Origin of the sequence: Cobetia sp. 1CM21F (assembly GCF_023161745.1) — a bacterium.
GTDB classification, from domain to species: Bacteria; Pseudomonadota; Gammaproteobacteria; order Pseudomonadales; family Halomonadaceae; genus Cobetia; species Cobetia amphilecti.
On the sequence record NZ_JALNTQ010000004.1, the window covers coordinates 70,187 to 88,770 of the forward strand.

The 18,584-nt window shown below is 64.8% G+C and carries 16 protein-coding genes; 9 read left to right on the forward strand and 7 right to left on the reverse strand.

Annotated elements, in window-relative coordinates; genetic code table 11:
- Window positions 1-42 precede the first annotated feature (42 nt).
- Window positions 43-2,208, forward strand: coding sequence for a bifunctional (p)ppGpp synthetase/guanosine-3',5'-bis(diphosphate) 3'-pyrophosphohydrolase (locus MSG32_RS13525; protein WP_248380240.1), 2,166 nt, complete (start codon window positions 43-45; stop codon window positions 2,206-2,208).
- Window positions 2,209-2,499: 291 nt separating this feature from the next.
- Complete coding sequence (locus MSG32_RS13530) at window positions 2,500-2,889, forward strand: RidA family protein (RefSeq protein ID WP_043331752.1); 390 nt, start codon at window positions 2,500-2,502, stop codon at window positions 2,887-2,889.
- A gap of 239 nt (window positions 2,890-3,128) precedes the next feature.
- Here the strand turns inward: MSG32_RS13530 and MSG32_RS13535 are convergent, their stop codons facing one another.
- A complete protein-coding gene (locus MSG32_RS13535) occupies window positions 3,129-4,016 on the reverse strand; it encodes an SDR family oxidoreductase (RefSeq protein ID WP_043331750.1) in 888 nt (295 codons plus the stop codon).
- A 71-nt stretch (window positions 4,017-4,087) separates the two neighbouring features.
- Between MSG32_RS13535 and MSG32_RS13540 the strand changes: the two genes are divergently transcribed.
- Together MSG32_RS13540 and recG are read left to right on the forward strand one after the other, a co-directional pair.
- Window positions 4,088-5,053 carry a hydrogen peroxide-inducible genes activator gene (locus tag MSG32_RS13540; protein WP_052384315.1) on the forward strand — a complete coding sequence of 322 codons (966 nt, stop codon included), beginning with the start codon at window positions 4,088-4,090 and terminating at the stop codon, window positions 5,051-5,053.
- Entirely contained in the window at window positions 5,050-7,191 is a 2,142-nt protein-coding gene (gene recG, locus MSG32_RS13545; RefSeq protein WP_248380241.1) for an ATP-dependent DNA helicase RecG, read from the forward strand. The genes MSG32_RS13540 and recG overlap by 4 nt, the downstream gene beginning before the upstream one ends.
- A gap of 149 nt (window positions 7,192-7,340) precedes the next feature.
- Here the strand turns inward: recG and yccS are convergent, their stop codons facing one another.
- Entirely contained in the window at window positions 7,341-9,593 is a 2,253-nt protein-coding gene (gene yccS / locus MSG32_RS13550; RefSeq protein ID WP_248380242.1) for a YccS family putative transporter, read from the reverse strand.
- Between the two features lie 190 nt (window positions 9,594-9,783).
- Here yccS and MSG32_RS13555 point away from each other — a divergent pair, with 190 nt between their 5' ends.
- Window positions 9,784-10,200: a DUF2780 domain-containing protein gene (locus MSG32_RS13555; protein WP_054556347.1), complete on the forward strand. Its 417-nt coding sequence runs from the start codon at window positions 9,784-9,786 to the stop codon at window positions 10,198-10,200.
- Between the two features lie 140 nt (window positions 10,201-10,340).
- On the opposite strand, the gene MSG32_RS13560 is transcribed toward MSG32_RS13555, so the two are convergent.
- From MSG32_RS13560 to MSG32_RS13570, 3 genes are all read right to left on the reverse strand, one after another.
- Window positions 10,341-10,697: a hypothetical protein gene (locus MSG32_RS13560; RefSeq protein ID WP_054556348.1), complete on the reverse strand. Its 357-nt coding sequence runs from the start codon at window positions 10,695-10,697 to the stop codon at window positions 10,341-10,343.
- Window positions 10,698-10,870: 173 nt separating this feature from the next.
- A complete protein-coding gene (locus MSG32_RS13565) occupies window positions 10,871-11,146 on the reverse strand; it encodes an HU family DNA-binding protein (protein WP_024952843.1) in 276 nt (91 codons plus the stop codon).
- Window positions 11,147-11,396: 250 nt separating this feature from the next.
- Window positions 11,397-12,596 carry an FAD-dependent oxidoreductase gene (locus MSG32_RS13570; RefSeq protein ID WP_248380243.1) on the reverse strand — a complete coding sequence of 400 codons (1,200 nt, stop codon included), beginning with the start codon at window positions 12,594-12,596 and terminating at the stop codon, window positions 11,397-11,399.
- 318 nt (window positions 12,597-12,914) lie between these two features.
- Between MSG32_RS13570 and MSG32_RS13575 the strand changes: the two genes are divergently transcribed.
- From MSG32_RS13575 to phoR, 4 genes are all read left to right on the forward strand, one after another.
- A complete protein-coding gene (locus MSG32_RS13575; RefSeq protein ID WP_248380244.1) occupies window positions 12,915-13,493 on the forward strand; it encodes a chorismate lyase in 579 nt (192 codons plus the stop codon).
- A 67-nt stretch (window positions 13,494-13,560) separates the two neighbouring features.
- Window positions 13,561-14,451, forward strand: coding sequence for a 4-hydroxybenzoate octaprenyltransferase (gene ubiA / locus MSG32_RS13580; RefSeq protein WP_175088885.1), 891 nt, complete (start codon window positions 13,561-13,563; stop codon window positions 14,449-14,451).
- Window positions 14,452-14,674: 223 nt separating this feature from the next.
- A complete protein-coding gene (phoB, locus tag MSG32_RS13585) occupies window positions 14,675-15,364 on the forward strand; it encodes a phosphate regulon transcriptional regulator PhoB (protein ID WP_248380245.1) in 690 nt (229 codons plus the stop codon).
- 7 nt (window positions 15,365-15,371) lie between these two features.
- Window positions 15,372-16,694 (forward strand): phosphate regulon sensor histidine kinase PhoR, encoded by a 1,323-nt coding sequence (gene phoR / locus MSG32_RS13590; RefSeq protein WP_043331740.1) that lies wholly within the window; start codon window positions 15,372-15,374, stop codon window positions 16,692-16,694.
- Between the two features lie 202 nt (window positions 16,695-16,896).
- On the opposite strand, the gene cysZ is transcribed toward phoR, so the two are convergent.
- Together cysZ and phoU are read right to left on the reverse strand one after the other, a co-directional pair.
- The gene (gene cysZ, locus MSG32_RS13595) at window positions 16,897-17,625 is read right to left on the reverse strand and encodes a sulfate transporter CysZ (protein ID WP_107335789.1); all 729 of its coding nucleotides are present in this window, start codon (window positions 17,623-17,625) and stop codon (window positions 16,897-16,899) included.
- A 196-nt stretch (window positions 17,626-17,821) separates the two neighbouring features.
- The gene (phoU, locus tag MSG32_RS13600) at window positions 17,822-18,547 is read right to left on the reverse strand and encodes a phosphate signaling complex protein PhoU (protein ID WP_043331737.1); all 726 of its coding nucleotides are present in this window, start codon (window positions 18,545-18,547) and stop codon (window positions 17,822-17,824) included.
- Between the last annotated feature and the right edge of the window lie 37 nt (window positions 18,548-18,584).

Consider the following 18,584-nt stretch of genomic DNA (forward strand, 5'->3'; position numbering starts at 1 on the left):
ACGGGGTGCGGGCCCGGAATCACTCTGAGCCAAGGCCGCTGAATGTTCACGATCGATGACCTGGCAGACCGCCTGGGCGGTTATCTTCCCGAGGAAGAGATCCGTCAGGTTAGGCGCGCCTTCTATTACGCCGAGCAGGCCCACGATGGCCAGCGCCGGCGTTCCGGTGAGCCCTATGTGACCCACCCGCTGGCGGTGGCGAACATTCTCGCCAACATGCACATGGACCATCAGAGCCTGATGGCCGCCATGCTGCACGATGTCATCGAAGACACCAGCGTGACCTTCGAGGCACTGGCAGGCCAGTTCGGCGAACCCGTCGCCCTGCTGGTGGATGGCGTCTCGAAGCTGACCCAGATCACCTTCGAGGACAAGGCCGTCGCCCAGGCCGAGAACTTCCAGAAGATGGTGCTGGCGATGTCCCAGGACATCCGCGTCATCATCGTCAAGCTGGCCGACCGTCTCCACAACATGCGTACCCTCGGCGCCCTGCGCCCCGAGAAGAAGCGTCGCATCGCCCGTGAGACGCTCGAGATCTACGCCCGCGTCGCCAACCGTCTTGGTATCAACACCATCCGCGTCGAGCTGGAAGACCTCTCCTTCCAGGCGCTGCACCCGATGCGTTCCGAACGCATCAAGCGTGCCGTCACCGCCGCGCGTGGCAATCGTCGTACCCTGATGCGCGAGATCCAGGCCAGTCTGCAGAACGCGCTGGAGCGCGATCAGCTGCCCGGCTCGGTGATCGGCCGTCAGAAGCATCTGCTGTCCATCTATCGCAAGATGCGTGACCAGCAGAAGCCCTTCAATGAATTGATGGACGTGTTCGGCTTCCGCATCATCACCGATGACGTGGACAGCTGCTATCGCATCCTCGGCGTGGTGCACAATCTCTACAAGCCGGTGCCGGGTCGCTTCAAGGATTACATCGCGATCCCCAAGGCCAACGGCTACCAGAGCCTGCACACCACACTGTTCGGCATGAACGGCATGCCCATCGAGGTACAGATCCGTACCCGCGAGATGGAAGCGATGGCCAACAACGGCATCGCGGCGCACTGGCTGTACAAGGCCGGCCAGACCGACCGCCCCATCGGCGCCGGCAGCCATGCGCGTGCCCGCGAATGGGTGCGGGGTCTGCTCGAGATGCAGCGCCATGCCGGCAACTCGCTCGAGTTCATCGAGCACGTCAAGAACGACCTCTTCCCCGACGATACCTACGTGTTCACCCCCAAGGGCGACATCATGGAATTGCCGCGCGGCGCGACGGCGGTCGATTTTGCCTATGCGGTGCACACCGATGTCGGCAACAGCTGTATCGCCTGCCGCATCGATCGTCATCTGGCACCGCTATCCTCGCCGCTGGAGAGTGGCCAGACCGTCGAAGTCATCACCGCGCCGGGCGCCAAGCCCAATCTGGCGTGGCTCAACTTCGTCACCACGGCCAAGGCGCGCTCTGCCGTGCGCCATTATCTCAAGCATCAGCAGCGCAGCGAATCCGTGACCCTGGGCCAGCGTCTGCTCAACAAGGCGCTCTCCGGGCTGGACTCTTCCCTCGAGCAATTGCCGGCCAGGCGTCTCGATACGCTGGCCGCGGAGCTGGAGCTGGAAGGCGGACGTGATGATCTGCTCGAGTCCATCGGACTCGGCACCCGCGCCGCCTACAGCGTGGCCCAGAGCCTTCTGAGCGACACGACCAGCACCACGGCACAGCAGCCCAAGTTCTCGGCCAAGGACGGCAACGTCCAGGCGGAGAACAGCGGCAACAGCCCGATGCAGGTCAGCGGTGGCAACAGCATGGTCACCAGCTATGCGCGCTGCTGTCACCCGCTGCCCGGCGAGCCGATCATGGGTCATCTGTCGGCCGGCAAGGGGCTGGTGGTCCATCGTCAGGAATGCAGCAACATCACCGAACTGGCCAGCGACCCGGAACGCGTCTTCCCGCTGACCTGGGCCGATCAGGTCGAAGGCGACTTCACGGTGGCGCTGCGTATCGAGGCACAGACCCAGCGCGGCCTGATCGCCGAGCTGGCCGAGCTGGTCACCGATGCCGAAGCCAATATCGAGCGCATCGGCATCGAGGAACGCGACGCCCATCTGGCCATCGTCAATCTGACGCTGGCCGTGCGTGATCGCATTCATCTGGCGCGCATCATCAAGCGCATGCGCAACCTGTTGCACGTGGAGCGAATCACCCGCGTCCTCAGCTGATCTACCGTACTGGCCGCGTCGTCCGCCACTGGCGGGCGGCGCGGTTTTTGTTTTCAAGGCTGCCGCAGAGCGGCCATCGGACACGTTCTTCTGAACACCCGTGTCGCGGCCAAGGCCATGCACGTCAACTCGACGGTACGTCAGCTCAACGGCAGTGCAGGACCTTGACCGCGACCGAACTCGCCTTGGACGGCGAGACCCTATAACCACAATCGTAACCCGCTGCTGAAGGCCGCCACCGCACAACACTCGCAACCGGCAAGGCTTGAGCGCAGTCACAAGGAGCATGTCATGAGCAATCGCGCGATCATCAACACCGACAAGGCCCCTGCTGCCATCGGTCCGTATTCCCAGGCGATCAAGGCGGGCAACACCGTCTATCTGTCCGGCCAGATTCCGCTGGACCCGCAGACGATGGAAGTCGTCGAAGGCGGTATCGAGGCGCAGGCGCGTCAGGTCTTCACCAACCTGAATGCCGTGTGCGAAGAAGCCGCCGGCAGCCTGGGCGACATCGTCAAGCTCAACCTCTACCTGACCGATCTGGACGACTTCGCGCGCGTCAACGCGGTGATGGAAGAGTTCTTCACCGCGCCCTTCCCGGCGCGTGCCGCGGTCGGCGTCAAGGCGCTGCCCAAGGGCGTGGCCTTCGAAGCCGAAGGCGTGATGGTCATCGGTGACTGAGCACCCGCTCACTGACGATGGCAGGTCACCCGCGAGGAGTGGCTGAGGCAGAGACGACAGTGCCCGCCCCGGGATTCCGGGGCGGGCACTGTCAGTTGGCGCTTCGCCTGGGCACTTGACCAGCCGCTTCATCACTCGAGAACTGGCCGCTCGTCAGCCAGTCTCGGCGAGCAACTTATCCACACCCGGTCAGGCGACTCAGTACGCAACCGCATGTGGATAAGTGAAGGCGGCGGTGATCAGCGGCCCGACAATTCGCTCTTCGGCACCGTCACGCCGTGCTCCTTGAGCACCTCGGCATAGCCCTCGCGGAAGGTCGGGTAACGGAAGGTGTAGCCGCTCTCGAGCAACAGGGCATTGCCGCAGCGCTTGCTGGAACGCCGCCGCAGCGGTGACTGGATCACCTCGGTGGACTCGACCTTGAGCTGACGCGCCAACCAGGCCATCACTTCGTGCAGCGGTGCGCCATCGCAGTCGGTGGCCAGATAGATCGGCTCGACCGGCTTGCCCTCGAGGCTCAGCGCGATCAGGTGTGCCAGCACGCCCGCGCAGTCGTCACGGTGGATGCGGTTGGAGTAGAGTGGCGGGTTGCTGGCGGCGATGCGACCATCACGCGCCTGGCGGATCAGCATGTCGCGGCCCGGCCCGTAGATGCCGGAGAAACGCACCACGGTGCCGTTGAGCGAGGAATCGAGCAGTGCCTGCTCGCCTTCGCGCATCAACTGGCCCGAGAAGCTGGTGGCATCGGTGGGCGACTGCTCGTCGACTTCCTCGCCATCCTTCTGGGCGTAGACGGAGGTCGAGGACACGAACAGCACGCGGGTCGGCGGTTTGGCGCGCGACTCGAGCTCCGTCACCAGCGCCCGAATGCCATCGACGTAAGCGGCGCGATAGGCCTCTTCGTCGAAACGGTCGGCGCTCAGCACATGTACCACCGTGTCGGCATCTGGCAAGCTGGCCAGTGCACCTTCGGCAGTGATGTCCAAGGCCAGCGTCTCGATGCCGAGATCCGCAAGCTTGGACACATCGCGCCTGACACCAATGACGTGCTGACCGGCCTTGAGCAGTTCGCGCGCCAGCGCGCTGCCAACGTCGCCACAACCGAGGATGAGACTCGTCTTCTTCACCTTTGCCGTGCTCCTTGGTAAAACGAATCGGTACCCACCGCATCCCAGGATGCCAGTTCCGGGCAGGAATCATGACTCTAACAGAACTCCGCTACATCGTAACCTTGGCCCAGGAGCGTCATTTCGGACGCGCCGCAGAGCGCTGCTTCGTCTCGCAGCCCACCCTGTCGGTGGCCGTCAAGAAGCTTGAGGAAGAGCTGGGAGTCGCACTGTTCGAGCGTTCCAAGTCCACCGTACAGGTCACACCGCTCGGCGAGAAGATCGTTCAGCAGGCTCAGCGCGTGCTGGAGCAGTCCAGCGTGATCAAGGAACTGGCCAATTCCGGCAAGGATCAGCTCTCCAGCCCGTTGCGCATCGGCGCCATCTATACCATTGGACCGTATCTTTTCCCGCACCTGGTGCCGGAACTGACGCGGCGTGCGCCGAAGATGCCGCTCTACATCGAGGAAGGCATGACCGGCGACCTGCGTCGCAAGCTGCGCAATGGCGAGCTGGACGTGATCATCGTCGCGCTGCCGTTCACCGAGACCGACGTGCTGACCAAGATCCTCTACGAAGAGCCCTTCGAAGTCCTGCTGCCGGCCGGCCACCCCCTGCTCGAGCAGGACAGCATCGCCAAGGAGCAGTTGATCAACGAGCGTCTGCTGATGCTCGGCGAGGGCCACTGCTTCCGTGATCAGATTCTCGAGGCCTGCCCGGCCATCGGCAATCAGATCAACAACCCCGAGAATACGCTGATCGCCGAAGGCGGCTCGCTGGAAACCATTCGCCACATGGTCGCCTCCGGCCTCGGTATCACCGTGCTGCCCTACTCGGCGACCGGTACCGGTCATTACGAGAGCGGCGTGCTCGAGACGCGGCCCTTCAAGGACCCGGCGCCCAGCCGCAGCGTGGCGCTGGCATGGCGTGCCAGCTTCCCGCGCCCCAAGGCCATCGACGTGATCAGCCAGGCGATCGCCGAGTGCTCCAATCGTGCGCGCCAGAGCAATGAGAACGGCATGCAGGGCTCCGCTTCCCAGAGCCACGAACCGGCATGAGCAGGGCGGGCACGGAAGCCTCATCTGCCGGGCCCGCCAGCGCCGGTGTCTTTGCCACCGGCGCGCTGGCCCAACCGCTGGACAGCCTGAGCGGCGTCGGCCCCGCGCTGAGCGAGAAGCTGTCGCGCCTCGGACTGGAGCGCGTCGCAGACCTGCTGTTCCATCTGCCGCTGCGCTATCAGGACCGGACCCGCGTCACGCCCATCGGCACGCTCAAGAGCGGCATGGAGGCGGTGGTGGAAGGCGAGGTGACGGCCTGTGACATCGTCAAGGGCCGTCGCCGCAGTCTGCTGGTGCGCCTGCGCGATGGCAGCGGCATCCTCAGCCTGCGCTTCTTCCACTTCTCTCCCGCCCAGCAGCAGCAATTCCAGCGTGGCCATAGCGTGCGCTGCTTCGGCGAGGCACGCGCCGGGGCCACCGGTCTCGAGATCTACCATCCGGAATACCGCCTGCTCGGCCAGGGTGCCGCGTCGGTGGAAGACCACCTCACGCCCATCTATCCGGCCACCGAAGGCCTCAATCAGGCGCGCCTGCGTGCCCTGATCGCCCAGGCGCTCAAGCAGCTCGAGGAAACGCCCCATGAGCTGCCGGACCTGATTCCCGAGGCGCTGCGCACGCGCTTTCGCCTGCCCGGCGTGATCGAGTGCCTGCGCTTTCTGCACGAGCCACCGCCGGATGCGCCCGTCGACCAGATGAGCGACGGCGTGCACCCGAGTCAGCGGCGTCTCGCCCAGGAAGAATTGCTCGCCCACCAGCTGAGCCTGCGTCAGGTGCGCGCGCGTATCCAGCAGGATGGCGCGCCCTCGCTGAGCGCCAGTGGCGGCCTCAGCACGCGCTTTCTCGCCCAGCTGCCCTTCTCGCTGACCGGCGCCCAGCATCGCGTGCTGGAAGATGTGCGCCGTGACCTGGCGCGCGAAGTGCCGATGCTGCGCCTGGTGCAGGGCGATGTGGGCTCGGGCAAGACGGTGGTCGCCGCGCTGGCGGCGCTGATCGCGATCGGCGGCGGCTGTCAGGCGGCCTTGATGGCGCCCACCGAGATTCTCGCCGAGCAGCACTATCGCAACTTCCGCGAATGGCTGGAGCCATTGGGCATCGAGGTGGCGTGGCTGGCCGGCAAGCTCAAGGGCAAGGCGCGGCTGGATGCCAAGGCTGCCATCGCCGATGGCCGGGCCCGCATGGTGGTCGGCACGCATGCGCTGTTTCAGGCCGACGTGACCTTCCAGCGTCTGGGGCTGGCGATCGTCGATGAGCAGCACCGCTTCGGCGTGCATCAGCGCCTCGCATTGCGGGCGAAGGGGGAAGCCGGTGGCCTGACACCGCATCAGCTGATCATGACCGCGACGCCGATTCCGCGCACCCTGGCGATGAGCGCCTACGCCGATCTCGACCTGTCGGTGATCGATGAGCTGCCACCGGGACGCACCCCGGTACAGACCGTCGCGGTGGCCGACCCGCGCCGCCCCGAGGTGGTCGAGCGCATCCGCGCCGCCTGCTCCGAGGGTCGTCAGGCCTATTGGGTGTGTACGCTGATCGAGGAATCCGAGGTGATGACCTGCCAGGCCGCCGAGGTGACGCGTGACGAGCTGACCGAGGCGCTGCCGGAGCTGTCCATCGGCCTGGTCCATGGCCGCATGAAGGCAGCCGAGAAGGCCGAGGTGATGGCGGCGTTCAAGGACGGCGAGCATGACCTGCTGGTGGCGACCACGGTGATCGAGGTCGGGGTCGATGTGCCGAATGCCAGCCTGATGGTGATCGACAATCCCGAGCGTCTCGGCCTGTCGCAGCTGCACCAGCTGCGTGGCCGTGTCGGGCGTGGCAGCACCGAGAGCTTCTGTGTGCTGCTCTATCATCCGCCGTTGTCGCAGCACTCCAAGCAGCGCCTGGCGGTGATGCGCGAGACCACCGATGGCTTCAGGATCGCCGAGAAGGACCTGGAGCTGCGCGGGCCCGGCGAAGTGCTGGGCACGCGTCAGACGGGGCTGGCGGGGATGAAGATCGCCGATCTCGAGCGTGACAGTGACCTGATCGCCCCGACCACCACGCTGGCCGATGCCATCCTCAGCGAGGCCCCGCAGGCCGCGGAGCCCTTGATTCGCCGCTGGCTGGGCGAGGCGGCCGGGCAATACGGCGCCGTCTGAGCGCGCCGTCCGCTGCTTCTCTGTTCATCCAGGTACTCGATCACCCAACCAGCCGCGCCAGTCGCTCAGACAGCACTTGTCTTGCAGTACAGGTCAGTCAGTACTTGTCTTTCAGTACCGGTCAGTCAGGACAGATCAGTCAGGACAGATCAGCTGGCGCGGCTGGCCTTGATCAGCTGGGTGCCGGCGCTTTCCAGCGGCTGCAACAGCCGCAGCACCAGAATCAGCTGTGACAGCGCCAGGCGTCCGGTGGTGGATTCGACCTGCTCGACCTCGGCTTCCAGTGCCGCGATCTCATCTTCGCTGTCCAGCGTGACGGCGATCTCACCGCCCGCCTCCAATTGCTCTCCCAACGCCGTCAGCTGCTGACTCAGGCGCTCGCCATGGCGCAGCAGCGTCTCGATGCCACTGCTGGCCGAGGCGGTCGATTCCAGTTCGCCACGATGCGCTGCCAGCGCCGAGAGATAGCCGAGCACGGTGTGCGCGTGGAGCAGGAAGCCGAAGCCCGGCTCGACATCACGACGGAAGTGGCCGGGCTCCTTGCGGGCCGTGGCCAGCAGATTGGAGAAGGCCGCGTCGGCGTTGTGGGCATTGCGCCGCGCCAGACGGTAGGCCAGATCATCGCGCTTGCCATGGCGGTACTGGGACAGCACCTCGCCCAGATAGCGACCGCTGGTCTTGAGGCTGACGCCGGCCTGACGATAGAGCTTGCGGCCCTGCCAGTCCGGCAGGATCAACACCACCGACAGCCCGGCCAGCAGGCCACCGACCAGCGTATCGAACAGGCGCGGCCAGATGAGATCGAAGCCATCGCCGACCTGATTGAAGCACGCCAGCACCATCAGCGTGATGGCGGCGGTGGCCAGGGTATAGCGCGAGCCACGCGTGGCGAAGAACAGCACCCCCGCGACCACGGCGATCCCGGCCTGGATCGTGGGCGCCGGGAACAGACTGATCAGCGCCCAGCCGGCGACCAGACCGATCAGCGTGCCCAGAATCCGCTGCGCCAGCGTGCGGCGTGTATCGCCGTAGCTGGGACGACACACGAACAGCCCGGTCAGCAGAATCCAGTAGCCCTGGGTCGGGTGTACCGCCAGCAGCACGCCATAGCCGGCCACCAGCGTCGCGGTCAGGCGCAGCGCATGGCGAAAGATCGGCGAGCGCGGCGTCAGGTGGTTGCGGATACGCTCGAACATGTCGCGCGTGCCGTGGGGCGAGCGGTCCAGCAGGCTGTTGTCGCTTTCATTGCTGATGGCTTCGAGATCATTCAGGCGCGCGATCTGGCCTTCGATCAGGCGCAGGTTGCTGGCCAGTGCCTCCAGCGCCTGCATCAGATGGTGCCACTCGGGCCGCTGCTGTTGCTTGAGATAGACGAGCGAGGCGTTGAGATCTTCCAGCGCCTGCTGGCTGTCACTGGCATCGAAGGGCTGGCGCATCAACAGCGCCTTGCCGAGCCCGCGACAGGCGCGCCCCTGCTGCTCCAGCAGGCGCTGACAGCGGAACAGGATGTCGTGATGGAAGAAGGCGTCGGTGAGCTGGCCGTAGGGATAATGGCTGGAGCTGGCGCGCTCGTGGAGGTCCTGGGCGATGAAGTAGAGGCGCAGGTAGCGGTCGAGCTTGGTGGTATCGCGTCGTCCGGCGAGGCGCCGGAAGACCATCTCCTTGGTCTGGTTGAGTGCCACCACCACGCGACCGTTCTGCTCGGCCAGCGCCAGACGCCGGGCGGACTGATCGACATTGCGCAGCGGCTCGAACAGCTGCGCCTTGAGAATCAGGTAGCGCCCCAGCTCACGGTAGAGCGTCGCCATGCTGTGCTTGAGCGGCTGGCGCGAGAACAGCGCACACCACACGACCGAGAGCAGGCCATACCAGGACGCCCCGATCACCAGCAGCAACGGCTGAACCAGATTGATGCCCAGCCCCGGCTCACGCAGCCATTCGGGCAGGCTGCGCTCCAGCACCGCGATCTGACCATCTCCATGCTGCTGCTCGAGACTGATCATGGTGTAGACGGCCAGAATCAACGAGGCGCGCGCGATGGCGCCGTAGCGGGCATCGATGGCGCCCAGCATCGGCATCGCGAAGGTGGCCAGCGCCAGCCCGATCACGAAGGGCAGCGGCATGCCGAACAACAGCTCCACCGAGACGGCGGCGATGCTGAAGCAGGCCAGCGTCATGCCCAGCGCGCGCAGTCGGCCGCGCCAGTGATCATCGGTTTCCGCCAGCCCCGAGGCGATCACGCCCAGAAACAGCGGAATCACCACCGCCATCTCGTCGAGCCAGAACCCCACCGCCATCACGCCACCCAGCGCGATCAACATGCGTAGCGAATAGCTGAAGGCGTCCAGCGTCCACAGACGACGCAGGGAGTGCATGAGGGAGTCCAGGAGAGAGCGTGTCATGAAGTGTTCCGTGACCAGGGCGCCGGGCAGCGCATTAGACTTTAGATTTATATCGCTAGCATAACACCCCGTTCTGCCGTGTCCGAGAGCCATGGTGCATGCAAGCGTTGGCGGGCGCGTCGAATGTCGAATCGCCGCGACGTGCCACTCTGAAGACTCCTGACCTCATTGGCTTTCATGGAGAATACCGATGCATCCTCTTATCGAACGCGTCACTGGCTCCCTCGGGCTATCACCGGAAATCGCCGAGCAGGCGGTCGGCATGGTTCTCAAGTTCGTGCGTGAGCAGGGGCCGGATGGCCCGGCCGCTTCACTGCTGGGCGCCATCCCGGGGGCGGAAGGCCTGATCGGCAGCGCAGGCGAGGAAGCCGCCGAGTCCGGTGGCGGTGGCCTCATGGGCGGCCTGATGGGCGCCGTCAGCGCCTTCACCGGCGGCAGCGGTGGCGGTGCGCTGGAACTGGGCCAGAAGCTGATGGGGCTGGACCTGAACATGGACCAGGCGCGCGGCGTGGCCGATGAGACACTGAGCTATGCGCGCGAAGAAGCCGGCGATGGCGTGGTCGATCAGGTGCTCGAAGGCATTCCGGGCCTCAAGCAGTTGCTGTGACGCCTCGAGGGCGTTGAGAGGGTCTTCTCGAACAGCCCCTCGCAAGTAAAGGCTCGCGACAACTGCTCGTGACAAAACAACGCCCCGCTGATTCTCTCAGCGGGGCGTCTTTCGTTCATGCAGGCACGGCACAGGGTCATTCAGCGAATGCGCTTGAGCAATGACTGCAAGCGGTTGAGCTGGGCCGAATCGCCGACCAGCCGCACGCGCTGGTCCATCAGACCTTGCAGGAAGGCACGCGGCGAAGGCTTGAGCAGAAAGGCCACCGCACTGTCGCTATCGGCGAAGCGCAGCTCAAGCTCGGTATCCACCGGCAGGCCACTGCCCGTGGTGACGCCCGCGTGGGACATGCGGTAGTGACGCGCGATGCTCATGTCTTCGGTCGCGACACCCCAGTCCAGCGGACGCTTTTCCAGCTCGGCACGAAATTCGGGGTCACGCTTGAAGGCCCGCTTGAGCAGCAGACCCAGCACCCACAGCAATATCTTGAGCTTCATGGTGTCATTCCTTGAATCGCGAAGCGTCGGTCACGCAGGCCATATGAAAATGCCACCGGCCCCGCAGGGCGGAACCGGTGGCATCAGCATGACAGCCGACAGGGCTTTTTATGACGACGATTGAAAGCCATGGCGACAGCCACCCCGGGTCTGCGCTGAAGCACGAGCCGAGGTTACTTGGTCACTGCATCCTTCAACGACTTGCCGGGTTTGAAGGCAACGGTCTTGCTGGCCGGGATGGTCAGCGGCTTGCCTGTCTGAGGGTTCTTGCCGGTACGCGCCGCACGCTGGCGCACGGTGAATGACCCGAAACCGATCAGTGAGACGTCATTGCCTTTGGCCACGGTATGAGTGATCTCGTCGAGAATCACGTTCAGTACCTGACTGGCCTTGTCCTTGGATAGATCCGCACGCTCGGCGATGGCCGCAGCGAGTTCTGGCTTGCGCATGAAAAGCCCTCCTGGTTTGGCATTCTGCACGGGCGGCCAAGCCGCCGTTTCCATTGTTGTTCTTGCACTTGCTAGCGGTGGCGTATGGCGGCGACGCAATCCGCTCCCGGCAAGCTTTGCCGTATCAAACCTGTCGATGGCAGCAACCTGTCAGACGACGCCCGCTGAGCAGCATGTCTGACGGAGCATTCACTATCGTGCCTGACCGCGCTGGCAGCAAGGGATTTACGACCATCGATCATGGCATCGCCTAGCCTAGCAACGGCGGCGCCTGCCGCGCTAGCTCGACTTTCCTGCGAACGGCGACGCCTGTCAACGCATATCCAATCAAGCGTTCGTTCATATCCAGTGCACGCGCTTCGAGGTCATCGCCTTCACCGGTGATTTCCCAGCGTGCCACGGCCGAACGCGGCGGATAGGCCACCACCGGCAAGGCCGGTGTCTTGACCAGCACCGGCCACGCCTTCCAGTCGAGCACGCTCGGCTCACCACACAGGTTGGCTGCCAGGGTGCGCGCGGCCATCTGCAGCGGCTGAACGTACATGGCATTGACGCCCTCGACACTGGCGCAATCGCCCAGCGCCCAGATATGCGGCTGTGAGGTGGCCAGGTGGCGGTCGACACGGATGCCATCACCGCCGGCGCTCAGGCCCGCGGCCTGCGCCAGACGAATGCGCGGCGCCAGCCCGGTGGCCAGCAGAACCACGGAGCCCGTCAGGCGACGACCGCTCTGCAGACGCACCTCGACCGGCGCGGCCTGGCGCTCGGCCTCCTCGCCTGAGCTGGCGGCGATGGTCTCGACCATCTCGCCCTGGCGACGCGTCACACCGAGTCCATCCAGCGCCACACCCAGACGCTGCCCCAGCGCTTGCGGCAGCAACCCATCCAGCGGAGTTTCCTCAGGCGCGACCAGCGTGACGCAGTGGCCGGCGGCCGTCAGATCATTGGCGTATTCACAGCCGACCAGTCCGGCACCGACAATTACCACGTGCCCGTTTTCCCCGCGCTCGCGGGCCTTCGTCAGCGTCGCGCAGAAGGCCGCATAGTCGTCGAGGTCATTGATGCTCTGCACGCGTGAGGCCACTTCCGCGGCGACGGGGAAGGGACGACGCGGCGCGGCGCCGAGTGCCAGCACCAGCTCGTCATAGGCCAGACATTCCTCGCCCAGCCATAGCTGGCGGGCATCACCATCGATGGCAGTGACGCGTTGATGGGTACGCAGCTCGGCATTCAGCTCGTCCACCAGCGCCACCGGCGCCTGACGCGACAGATCGGTGGCCGACATCTTCTTGGCGAAGGCGGTGGACAGCATGGGCTTGGCGTAATCGTGGCCGCTGTCCTGGCTGATGAGTATCAGCCGGCTGTCCTTGTCACGCGCACGCAGCGCGCGCGCCAGACCAATGCCCGCCATGCCGGTACCAATGATGACAAGGGTGCGAGGGTCGCGCATGGCACCATCTCCTGAGATCGATCCGAGGGAAGCGCTGATGAAAGAGCGCCAGCAGCGTCCGTCATGAACGCCGATGAATGCGCCCAGCATACCAGCCCGCCAGCAGTGCAGGCATGCCTGAGCGGGAGGCCTTGCCGCCCGGCCATGCTAGACTCGCCATTTCGTCATCCTGACAGGGAATTCACCGTGGTCCGATGCCCAGCAGGCGAGCCTCATCACGCAGCGCTCACGCCACAGACCTCCACCTGTGAGGCGCCTCATTCGTCAGCCGAGTCCCTGTGCCAGCCTGCGCCTCGCTGGCCTTTGCCCACGCGCGTCATGCCCGCTGCTTCGGCGGCGGTGCGCCGCCATTGGCAGCCGGCTGCCGCACTGCAGGGTGTCATGCCGGCCGGCTGGTGGGCGTGGCTCTCCTCGACGGACTCGCTGACCCAGCGTCTTGCCAGCGCCATGCAGCAGCAGGATGAACGCGATGGCCAGCCCATTCAGGGCCTGCGCGTGCGCCTGCTGCTGCAGGACACCGGCCCCGCGCGGCTGGATGAGGCGCGCCTGCTGGGCATCGGCCCACGCCGGCATGTCTGGCGGCGCGAAGTGGCACTCTGTCATGGCGATACGCCATGGGTGATCGCACGCTCGCTGGCGGCGCTGGACCTGGCCCACGGTCACCGCCTCTCGACGCTGGGCGAGCGCTCGCTGGGCCATTGGCTGTTTCGCCAGCCCGACCTGACCCGCAGCGCCATCGATGTCAGCCGCGCCCCGCTGGTGCTTTCGAGCCCCAGGCCGCTGGCCCGCACCACCAGCCTGTGGATGCGCCGCTCGATGTTCTCGCATGGTCGCTTCAAGGTGCTGGTGCAGGAGGGCTTCACACCGGCCTTCCAGCACGCGCTGCAGCTGGCCTGAGCCTTGCGGCCGACTGGCCTCGTTTCTCTCTCTTCCCTTGCCCACTACCATCCGCCCAGGAGCCCCGATGACCGCGTCATCCACTTCCGCCGCTTCGCGTCCTTCCAGACTGGCCGACTACCTCGCCCTGACACGGCTGGACCGCCCCATCGGCACCTGGCTGCTGATGTGGCCGACCCTGTGGGCACTGTGGCTGGCGGCAGATGGCATTCCCGAGCGCACGACCCTGCTGATCTTCATCGCCGGGGTCTATCTGATGCGCGCCGCCGGCTGCGTCATCAACGACTACGCCGATCGCCATTGGGACAAGCATGTCGAGCGCACGCGAGACCGGCCGCTGACCTCGGGCCGCATTTCGGAACGCGAGGCGCTGACGCTGTTCGGGGGGCTGGTCGCGGCCGCCTTCGTGCTGGTGTGCTTCACCAACCTGACCACGGTGCTGCTGTCGATCGTCGCCGTGCTGCTGGCGGCCAGCTATCCGTTCATGAAGCGCTTCCATCATCTGCCCCAGGTGGTGCTGGGCGCCGCCTTCGGCTGGGCGATTCCGATGGCCTTCGCCGCGACGCTGGAGGAGGTGCCGACCTACGGCTGGTGGCTGTTCGCGGCCAACCTGATGTGGACGGTGGCCTACGACACCGCCTACGCGATGGTCGATCGCAACGACGACCTCAAGGTGGGCATCAAGTCCACCGCCGTGCTGTTCGGGCGTGCCGACAAGCTGATGATCGGCCTGTTGCAGCTGGGCATGCTGGTGGTGTTGATCGGCATCGGCCTGCAGCTGGCGCTGGGCATCTTCTACTGGCTGGGGCTGGCCGCCGCCGCCGTCACCTTCGTCTGGCAGCAACGTCTGATCCGGGAGCGTGAGCGTGCGCCCTGCTTCCAGGCCTTCCTCAACAATCATTGGACGGGTTTGCTGATCTTCGCCGGTATCGCCCTGGCGACCTGGCCGATGAGCTGACTCCTGCATAAACATTAGTATTATTTAATTTAAAGCGACCCCTGCCCTCTGTTGCTCCCCAGCCCACGGTTCATGCCTGCCTGCCGCGCCTCCAAGGCGGCTGGCAGGCTTGCGTGCAAGCTGCCATGCTGGCAGTTGTCATCTCGTTGTCATATAAGCGGGTTGTAATCGTCATCGACTTGTCATTCTGGCGCGTGCGCCGACTGCTGCATGGGATCTAGCGATGAGCTCCAAGACCGTACTGATTGTCGACGATGAATCCTCGATTCGCGAGATGATCGCCGTTGCCCTCGAAATGGCGGATTACCGCGTGCTGGAGGCAGACAATGCCCGGGACGCCCACGCCATCGTCGTCGATGAAAAGCCCGATCTGCTGTTGCTGGACTGGATGATGCCGGGCACCAGTGGCCTGGAGCTCGCGCGGCGTCTCAAGCGTGACGAGACCACCTCGGAGCTGCCGATCATCCTGTTGACCGCCAAGGGCGAGGAAGACAACAAGATTCAAGGCCTGGAAGCCGGTGCCGACGACTACATCACCAAGCCCTTCTCGCCGCGCGAGCTGGTCGCCCGTCTCAAGGCCGTGCTGCGTCGCACCACTCCCAAGGGAGTCGAGGAGGCGGTGGAAGTCGAAGGCCTGATGCTCGACCCGGCCAGCCACCGCGTCACCGCCCACGGCAACTCACTGGATGTCGGCCCGACCGAATATCGCCTGCTGCAGTTCTTCATGACGCATCAGGAGCGTGCCTACACGCGCAGCCAGCTGCTCGATCAGGTATGGGGCGGCAACGTCTATGTCGAGGAGCGCACCGTGGACGTGCACATCCGTCGCCTGCGCAAGGCGCTGGGCACAGGCCATCAGCATCTGATCCAGACCGTCCGCGGCACCGGTTACCGCTTCAGCGCTCAGGCCTGAGGGATTCATGCGCTATTGGACCAACGAGCTATGGCGCCTCGGCTACCTTGCCGGTGGCTTCGGCCTGATCGGTGGCCTGCTGGGCCATCTGGGCTGGGGCCTGGCGCTGGGTCTTTCGCTGTATCTGTTCGTCCATCTCAAGCACTTGAAGAGCCTCTACACCTGGCTGATCACCAATCCCCATGAAGAGCCGCCGCCCGGCGATGGCGTCTGGGGAGACCTGCTCGATCGTCTCTACCGCTACCAGAAGGGCCAGCGTCAGGCTCAGGAGCGACTGCGCAGCATCCTCAACCGTATCCAGGAATCCTCCGAGGCCATGCGCGACGGCCTGGTGATGCTGGACAACCACGGTGACATGGAATGGTGGAACAGCGCTGCCGAGCAGCTGGTCGGTCTCAAGGCCAGCCACGACCGCGGTCAGCACATCACCAACTATCTGCGTGACCCCGTCTTCATCGACTACTTCAATCGGCTGGCCTACCGCGAGCCGCTGACGCTCCAGTCGCCGCTGTCTGACAACCTGACGCTGCAGATCTCCATCACCCTGTTCGGTGACAACGAGCGCCTGGTCATGCTGCGTGACGTCACCCGCCTCTATCGCCTGGAAGAGATGCGCCGCGACTTCGTGGCCAATGTCTCCCATGAGCTGCGCACGCCGCTGACGGTACTGGCCGGCTATCTCGAGACCTACTCCGATTACGCCGATGACCTGCCACCGCGCTGGCAGCGTGGACTGGGCCAGATGCAGAGCCAGACCGACCGCATGCAGCATCTGGTCGAGGACCTGCTGACCCTGTCACGCCTGGAAACCGACGAACTGTCCGACAACGGTCGCTGCATCGACATGAGCGCCCTGCTCGGCCATATCCGCGACGACGCCGAAGGCCTGTCCCAGGGGCGCCACACCTTCTCCATCGAGGCCGATGCCAGCCTGTCTCTGCGCGGTGAGGAGCAGGAACTGCGCAGCGCGATCTCGAATCTGGTCTTCAATGCGGTGCGCTACACCCCCGAAGACTGTCATATCACCCTGCGCTGGAAGGCGGATGACCAGGGCCTGCTGGTCGAGGTGGAAGATGATGGGGACGGGATCGACCCGGTCCACCTGCCGCGCCTGACCGAACGCTTCTATCGCATCGACAAGGGCCGCAGCACCGCCACGGGAGGCACCGGCCTCGGGCTTGCCATCGTCAAGCATGTGCTGATTCGCCATCAGGGCCATCTGGAGATCGACAGCCACCCCGGCGAGGGTGCGCGCTTCCGCTGTCACTTCCCCGACGAGCGCGCCTGTCAGGCGAGCGCTCCCCAGGCCAGCAGTGCGCTAGCCCAGTGATGGGCTGATTCCGTGATGATCTGACCCGAACGCCAGCCCAACGCAGAACGCCCCGCAGCCACCTCGAAAGGAGGCGACTGCGGGGCGTTTCGTTTGGTCAATCAGACGACGCTGCGGCTATTTCAGCGACGAGCCAACTTAGCGACGAGCCAGTTCAGCGACGAATCAGTTCAGCGACAAGCCAGCTCTGCGACAGGCTGTCTCAACGACGCGGCGCCGGCAACTGACGGTAGTGGCTCTGCCACATCAGTACCGCCCCGGCGACGGCGCCCGGGATGAACAGCAGATTGGCCAGCGGCACCAGCGTCATGACGAACACCGCGGCGCCGAAGGTCAGTGAGGGCCACCAGCGCGCCTTGAGGCGCTGCTTCATGTCACCGAAGCTGACCTGATGGTTGTCCATCGGGTAGTCGAGGTACTGGATCGACATGCTCCAGGCCGAGAACAGCCCCCACAACAGCGGTGAGAGCAGGTTCAGGCCCGGGATGAAGCCGATGATGAACAGCGCGATCATGCGTGGGATGAAGTAGCCCAGCTTGGCCATTTCACGCCCCAGCGAGTCGACGCCGATCTTCATCAGGCCGCGATCATCATCGATCAGGGTGCCATCCAGACGATGCTCGACCTTCTCGGCCAGAATGCCGTAGAAGGGCGCGGCGATCAGGTTGGTCACCAGGCTGAAGGTGAAGAACACCACCAGCAACAGACTCACCACCAGCACCGGCCAGATCAACCAGCTGAGCCAGTCCAGCCACGCCGGTACCTTGAGCATCCAGTAATCGATCCAGCCACCGAACTGGTTGAACAATACCCACAGCGTGATGCTGTAGAGCACCAGGTTGATCGCCAGCGGTACGAATACGAAGCGGCGCAGCCCGGGGGTATAGACCATGCGGGTCCCGCGGACCAGCGCCGATACGGCATCAATCATGCGACGTCCTCGTCATCTCAAAAGAACCGGTCAGCCAGCGGGCTGACCGGAGCCACACCCTAGCACTCCCGCCTGCGCGGCGCAGCTGTCGGCCGCCTGACATCGCTCGCGCTCCCACGACGCAATCGCCCCGCGACCTGCCGGTAAGCAGGAGCGGGGCGAAAGACGCTACACAGGGGCAGGGAAGCGCGTCAGCTCACTTCTTGTCCAGGTCCTGCGGCTTCAGGTCATGGGTATCGGTGTGACGCACGTCCACGCCCTTGACCAGGAAGATGACGTACTCGGCCAGGTTGTCGGCGTGGTCACCGATGCGCTCCAGCGCACGTAGAATCCACATCACGTTGAGCACCGGCGTGATCTGGCGCGCGTCTTCCATCATGAAGGTCATCAGCGAGCGCATCGCGCTCTGATATTCCAGATCCACCGAGGCGTCTTCACGCAGTACCTTGAGGGCAAGGTCGGTATCGAAGCGCGCGAAGGCCGTCAGGGAGTCACGCACCATGCTGCGCACGTGCTGGCTGAGATGACGCACCTCGACCATGCCGCGCGGGCTCTGGCCGTTCTCGACCAGCGAGATGGCGTTGCGTGCGATCTTGCTCGATTCATCACCGATACGCTCGAGATCGGAGGTGGCGCGGATGACGGCCAGCACCAGGCGCAGGTCGGAGGCCGCCGGCTGACGGCGGGCCAGCACTCGGGTGCACTCGTCATCGATCTTGAGCTGCATGTCGTTGACAGCCTTGTCGTTGTCGCGCACCCGCGTGGCGGTTTCACTGTCGCCTTCCAGCAATGCCGTGACGGCATCCTGCAGCTGCTTCTCTACCAGTCCGCCCATGGCCAGCAGGTGTGTCTTCAGTGCATCCAGCTCGTGATTGAACTGCTCTGAGATATGCTTGCCGTGCGAATCGCTGGTGATATCCATTTCCCTCTCCCGGAAAGTCGCCCACCGAGTCAGGGGG

Excerpts from the sequence above, each read along its gene's own strand:
- phoU (WP_043331737.1), bottom strand. The coding sequence starts at position 18,547 with ATGGATATCACCAGCGATTCGCACGGCAAGCATATCTCAGAGCAGTTC.
- MSG32_RS13530 (WP_043331752.1), top strand. The coding sequence starts at position 2,500 with ATGAGCAATCGCGCGATCATCAACACCGACAAGGCCCCTGCTGCCATC.
- ubiA (WP_175088885.1), top strand. The coding sequence starts at position 13,561 with ATGACCGCGTCATCCACTTCCGCCGCTTCGCGTCCTTCCAGACTGGCC.
- phoR (WP_043331740.1), top strand. The coding sequence starts at position 15,372 with ATGCGCTATTGGACCAACGAGCTATGGCGCCTCGGCTACCTTGCCGGT.
- cysZ (WP_107335789.1), bottom strand. The coding sequence starts at position 17,625 with ATGATTGATGCCGTATCGGCGCTGGTCCGCGGGACCCGCATGGTCTAT.
- MSG32_RS13565 (WP_024952843.1), bottom strand. The coding sequence starts at position 11,146 with ATGCGCAAGCCAGAACTCGCTGCGGCCATCGCCGAGCGTGCGGATCTA.
- MSG32_RS13570 (WP_248380243.1), bottom strand. The coding sequence starts at position 12,596 with ATGCGCGACCCTCGCACCCTTGTCATCATTGGTACCGGCATGGCGGGC.
- MSG32_RS13525 (WP_248380240.1), top strand. The coding sequence starts at position 43 with ATGTTCACGATCGATGACCTGGCAGACCGCCTGGGCGGTTATCTTCCC.
- yccS (WP_248380242.1), bottom strand. The coding sequence starts at position 9,593 with ATGACACGCTCTCTCCTGGACTCCCTCATGCACTCCCTGCGTCGTCTG.
- MSG32_RS13555 (WP_054556347.1), top strand. The coding sequence starts at position 9,784 with ATGCATCCTCTTATCGAACGCGTCACTGGCTCCCTCGGGCTATCACCG.
- recG (WP_248380241.1), top strand. The coding sequence starts at position 5,050 with ATGAGCAGGGCGGGCACGGAAGCCTCATCTGCCGGGCCCGCCAGCGCC.
- MSG32_RS13560 (WP_054556348.1), bottom strand. The coding sequence starts at position 10,697 with ATGAAGCTCAAGATATTGCTGTGGGTGCTGGGTCTGCTGCTCAAGCGG.
- MSG32_RS13540 (WP_052384315.1), top strand. The coding sequence starts at position 4,088 with ATGACTCTAACAGAACTCCGCTACATCGTAACCTTGGCCCAGGAGCGT.
- phoB (WP_248380245.1), top strand. The coding sequence starts at position 14,675 with ATGAGCTCCAAGACCGTACTGATTGTCGACGATGAATCCTCGATTCGC.
- MSG32_RS13575 (WP_248380244.1), top strand. The coding sequence starts at position 12,915 with ATGCCCGCTGCTTCGGCGGCGGTGCGCCGCCATTGGCAGCCGGCTGCC.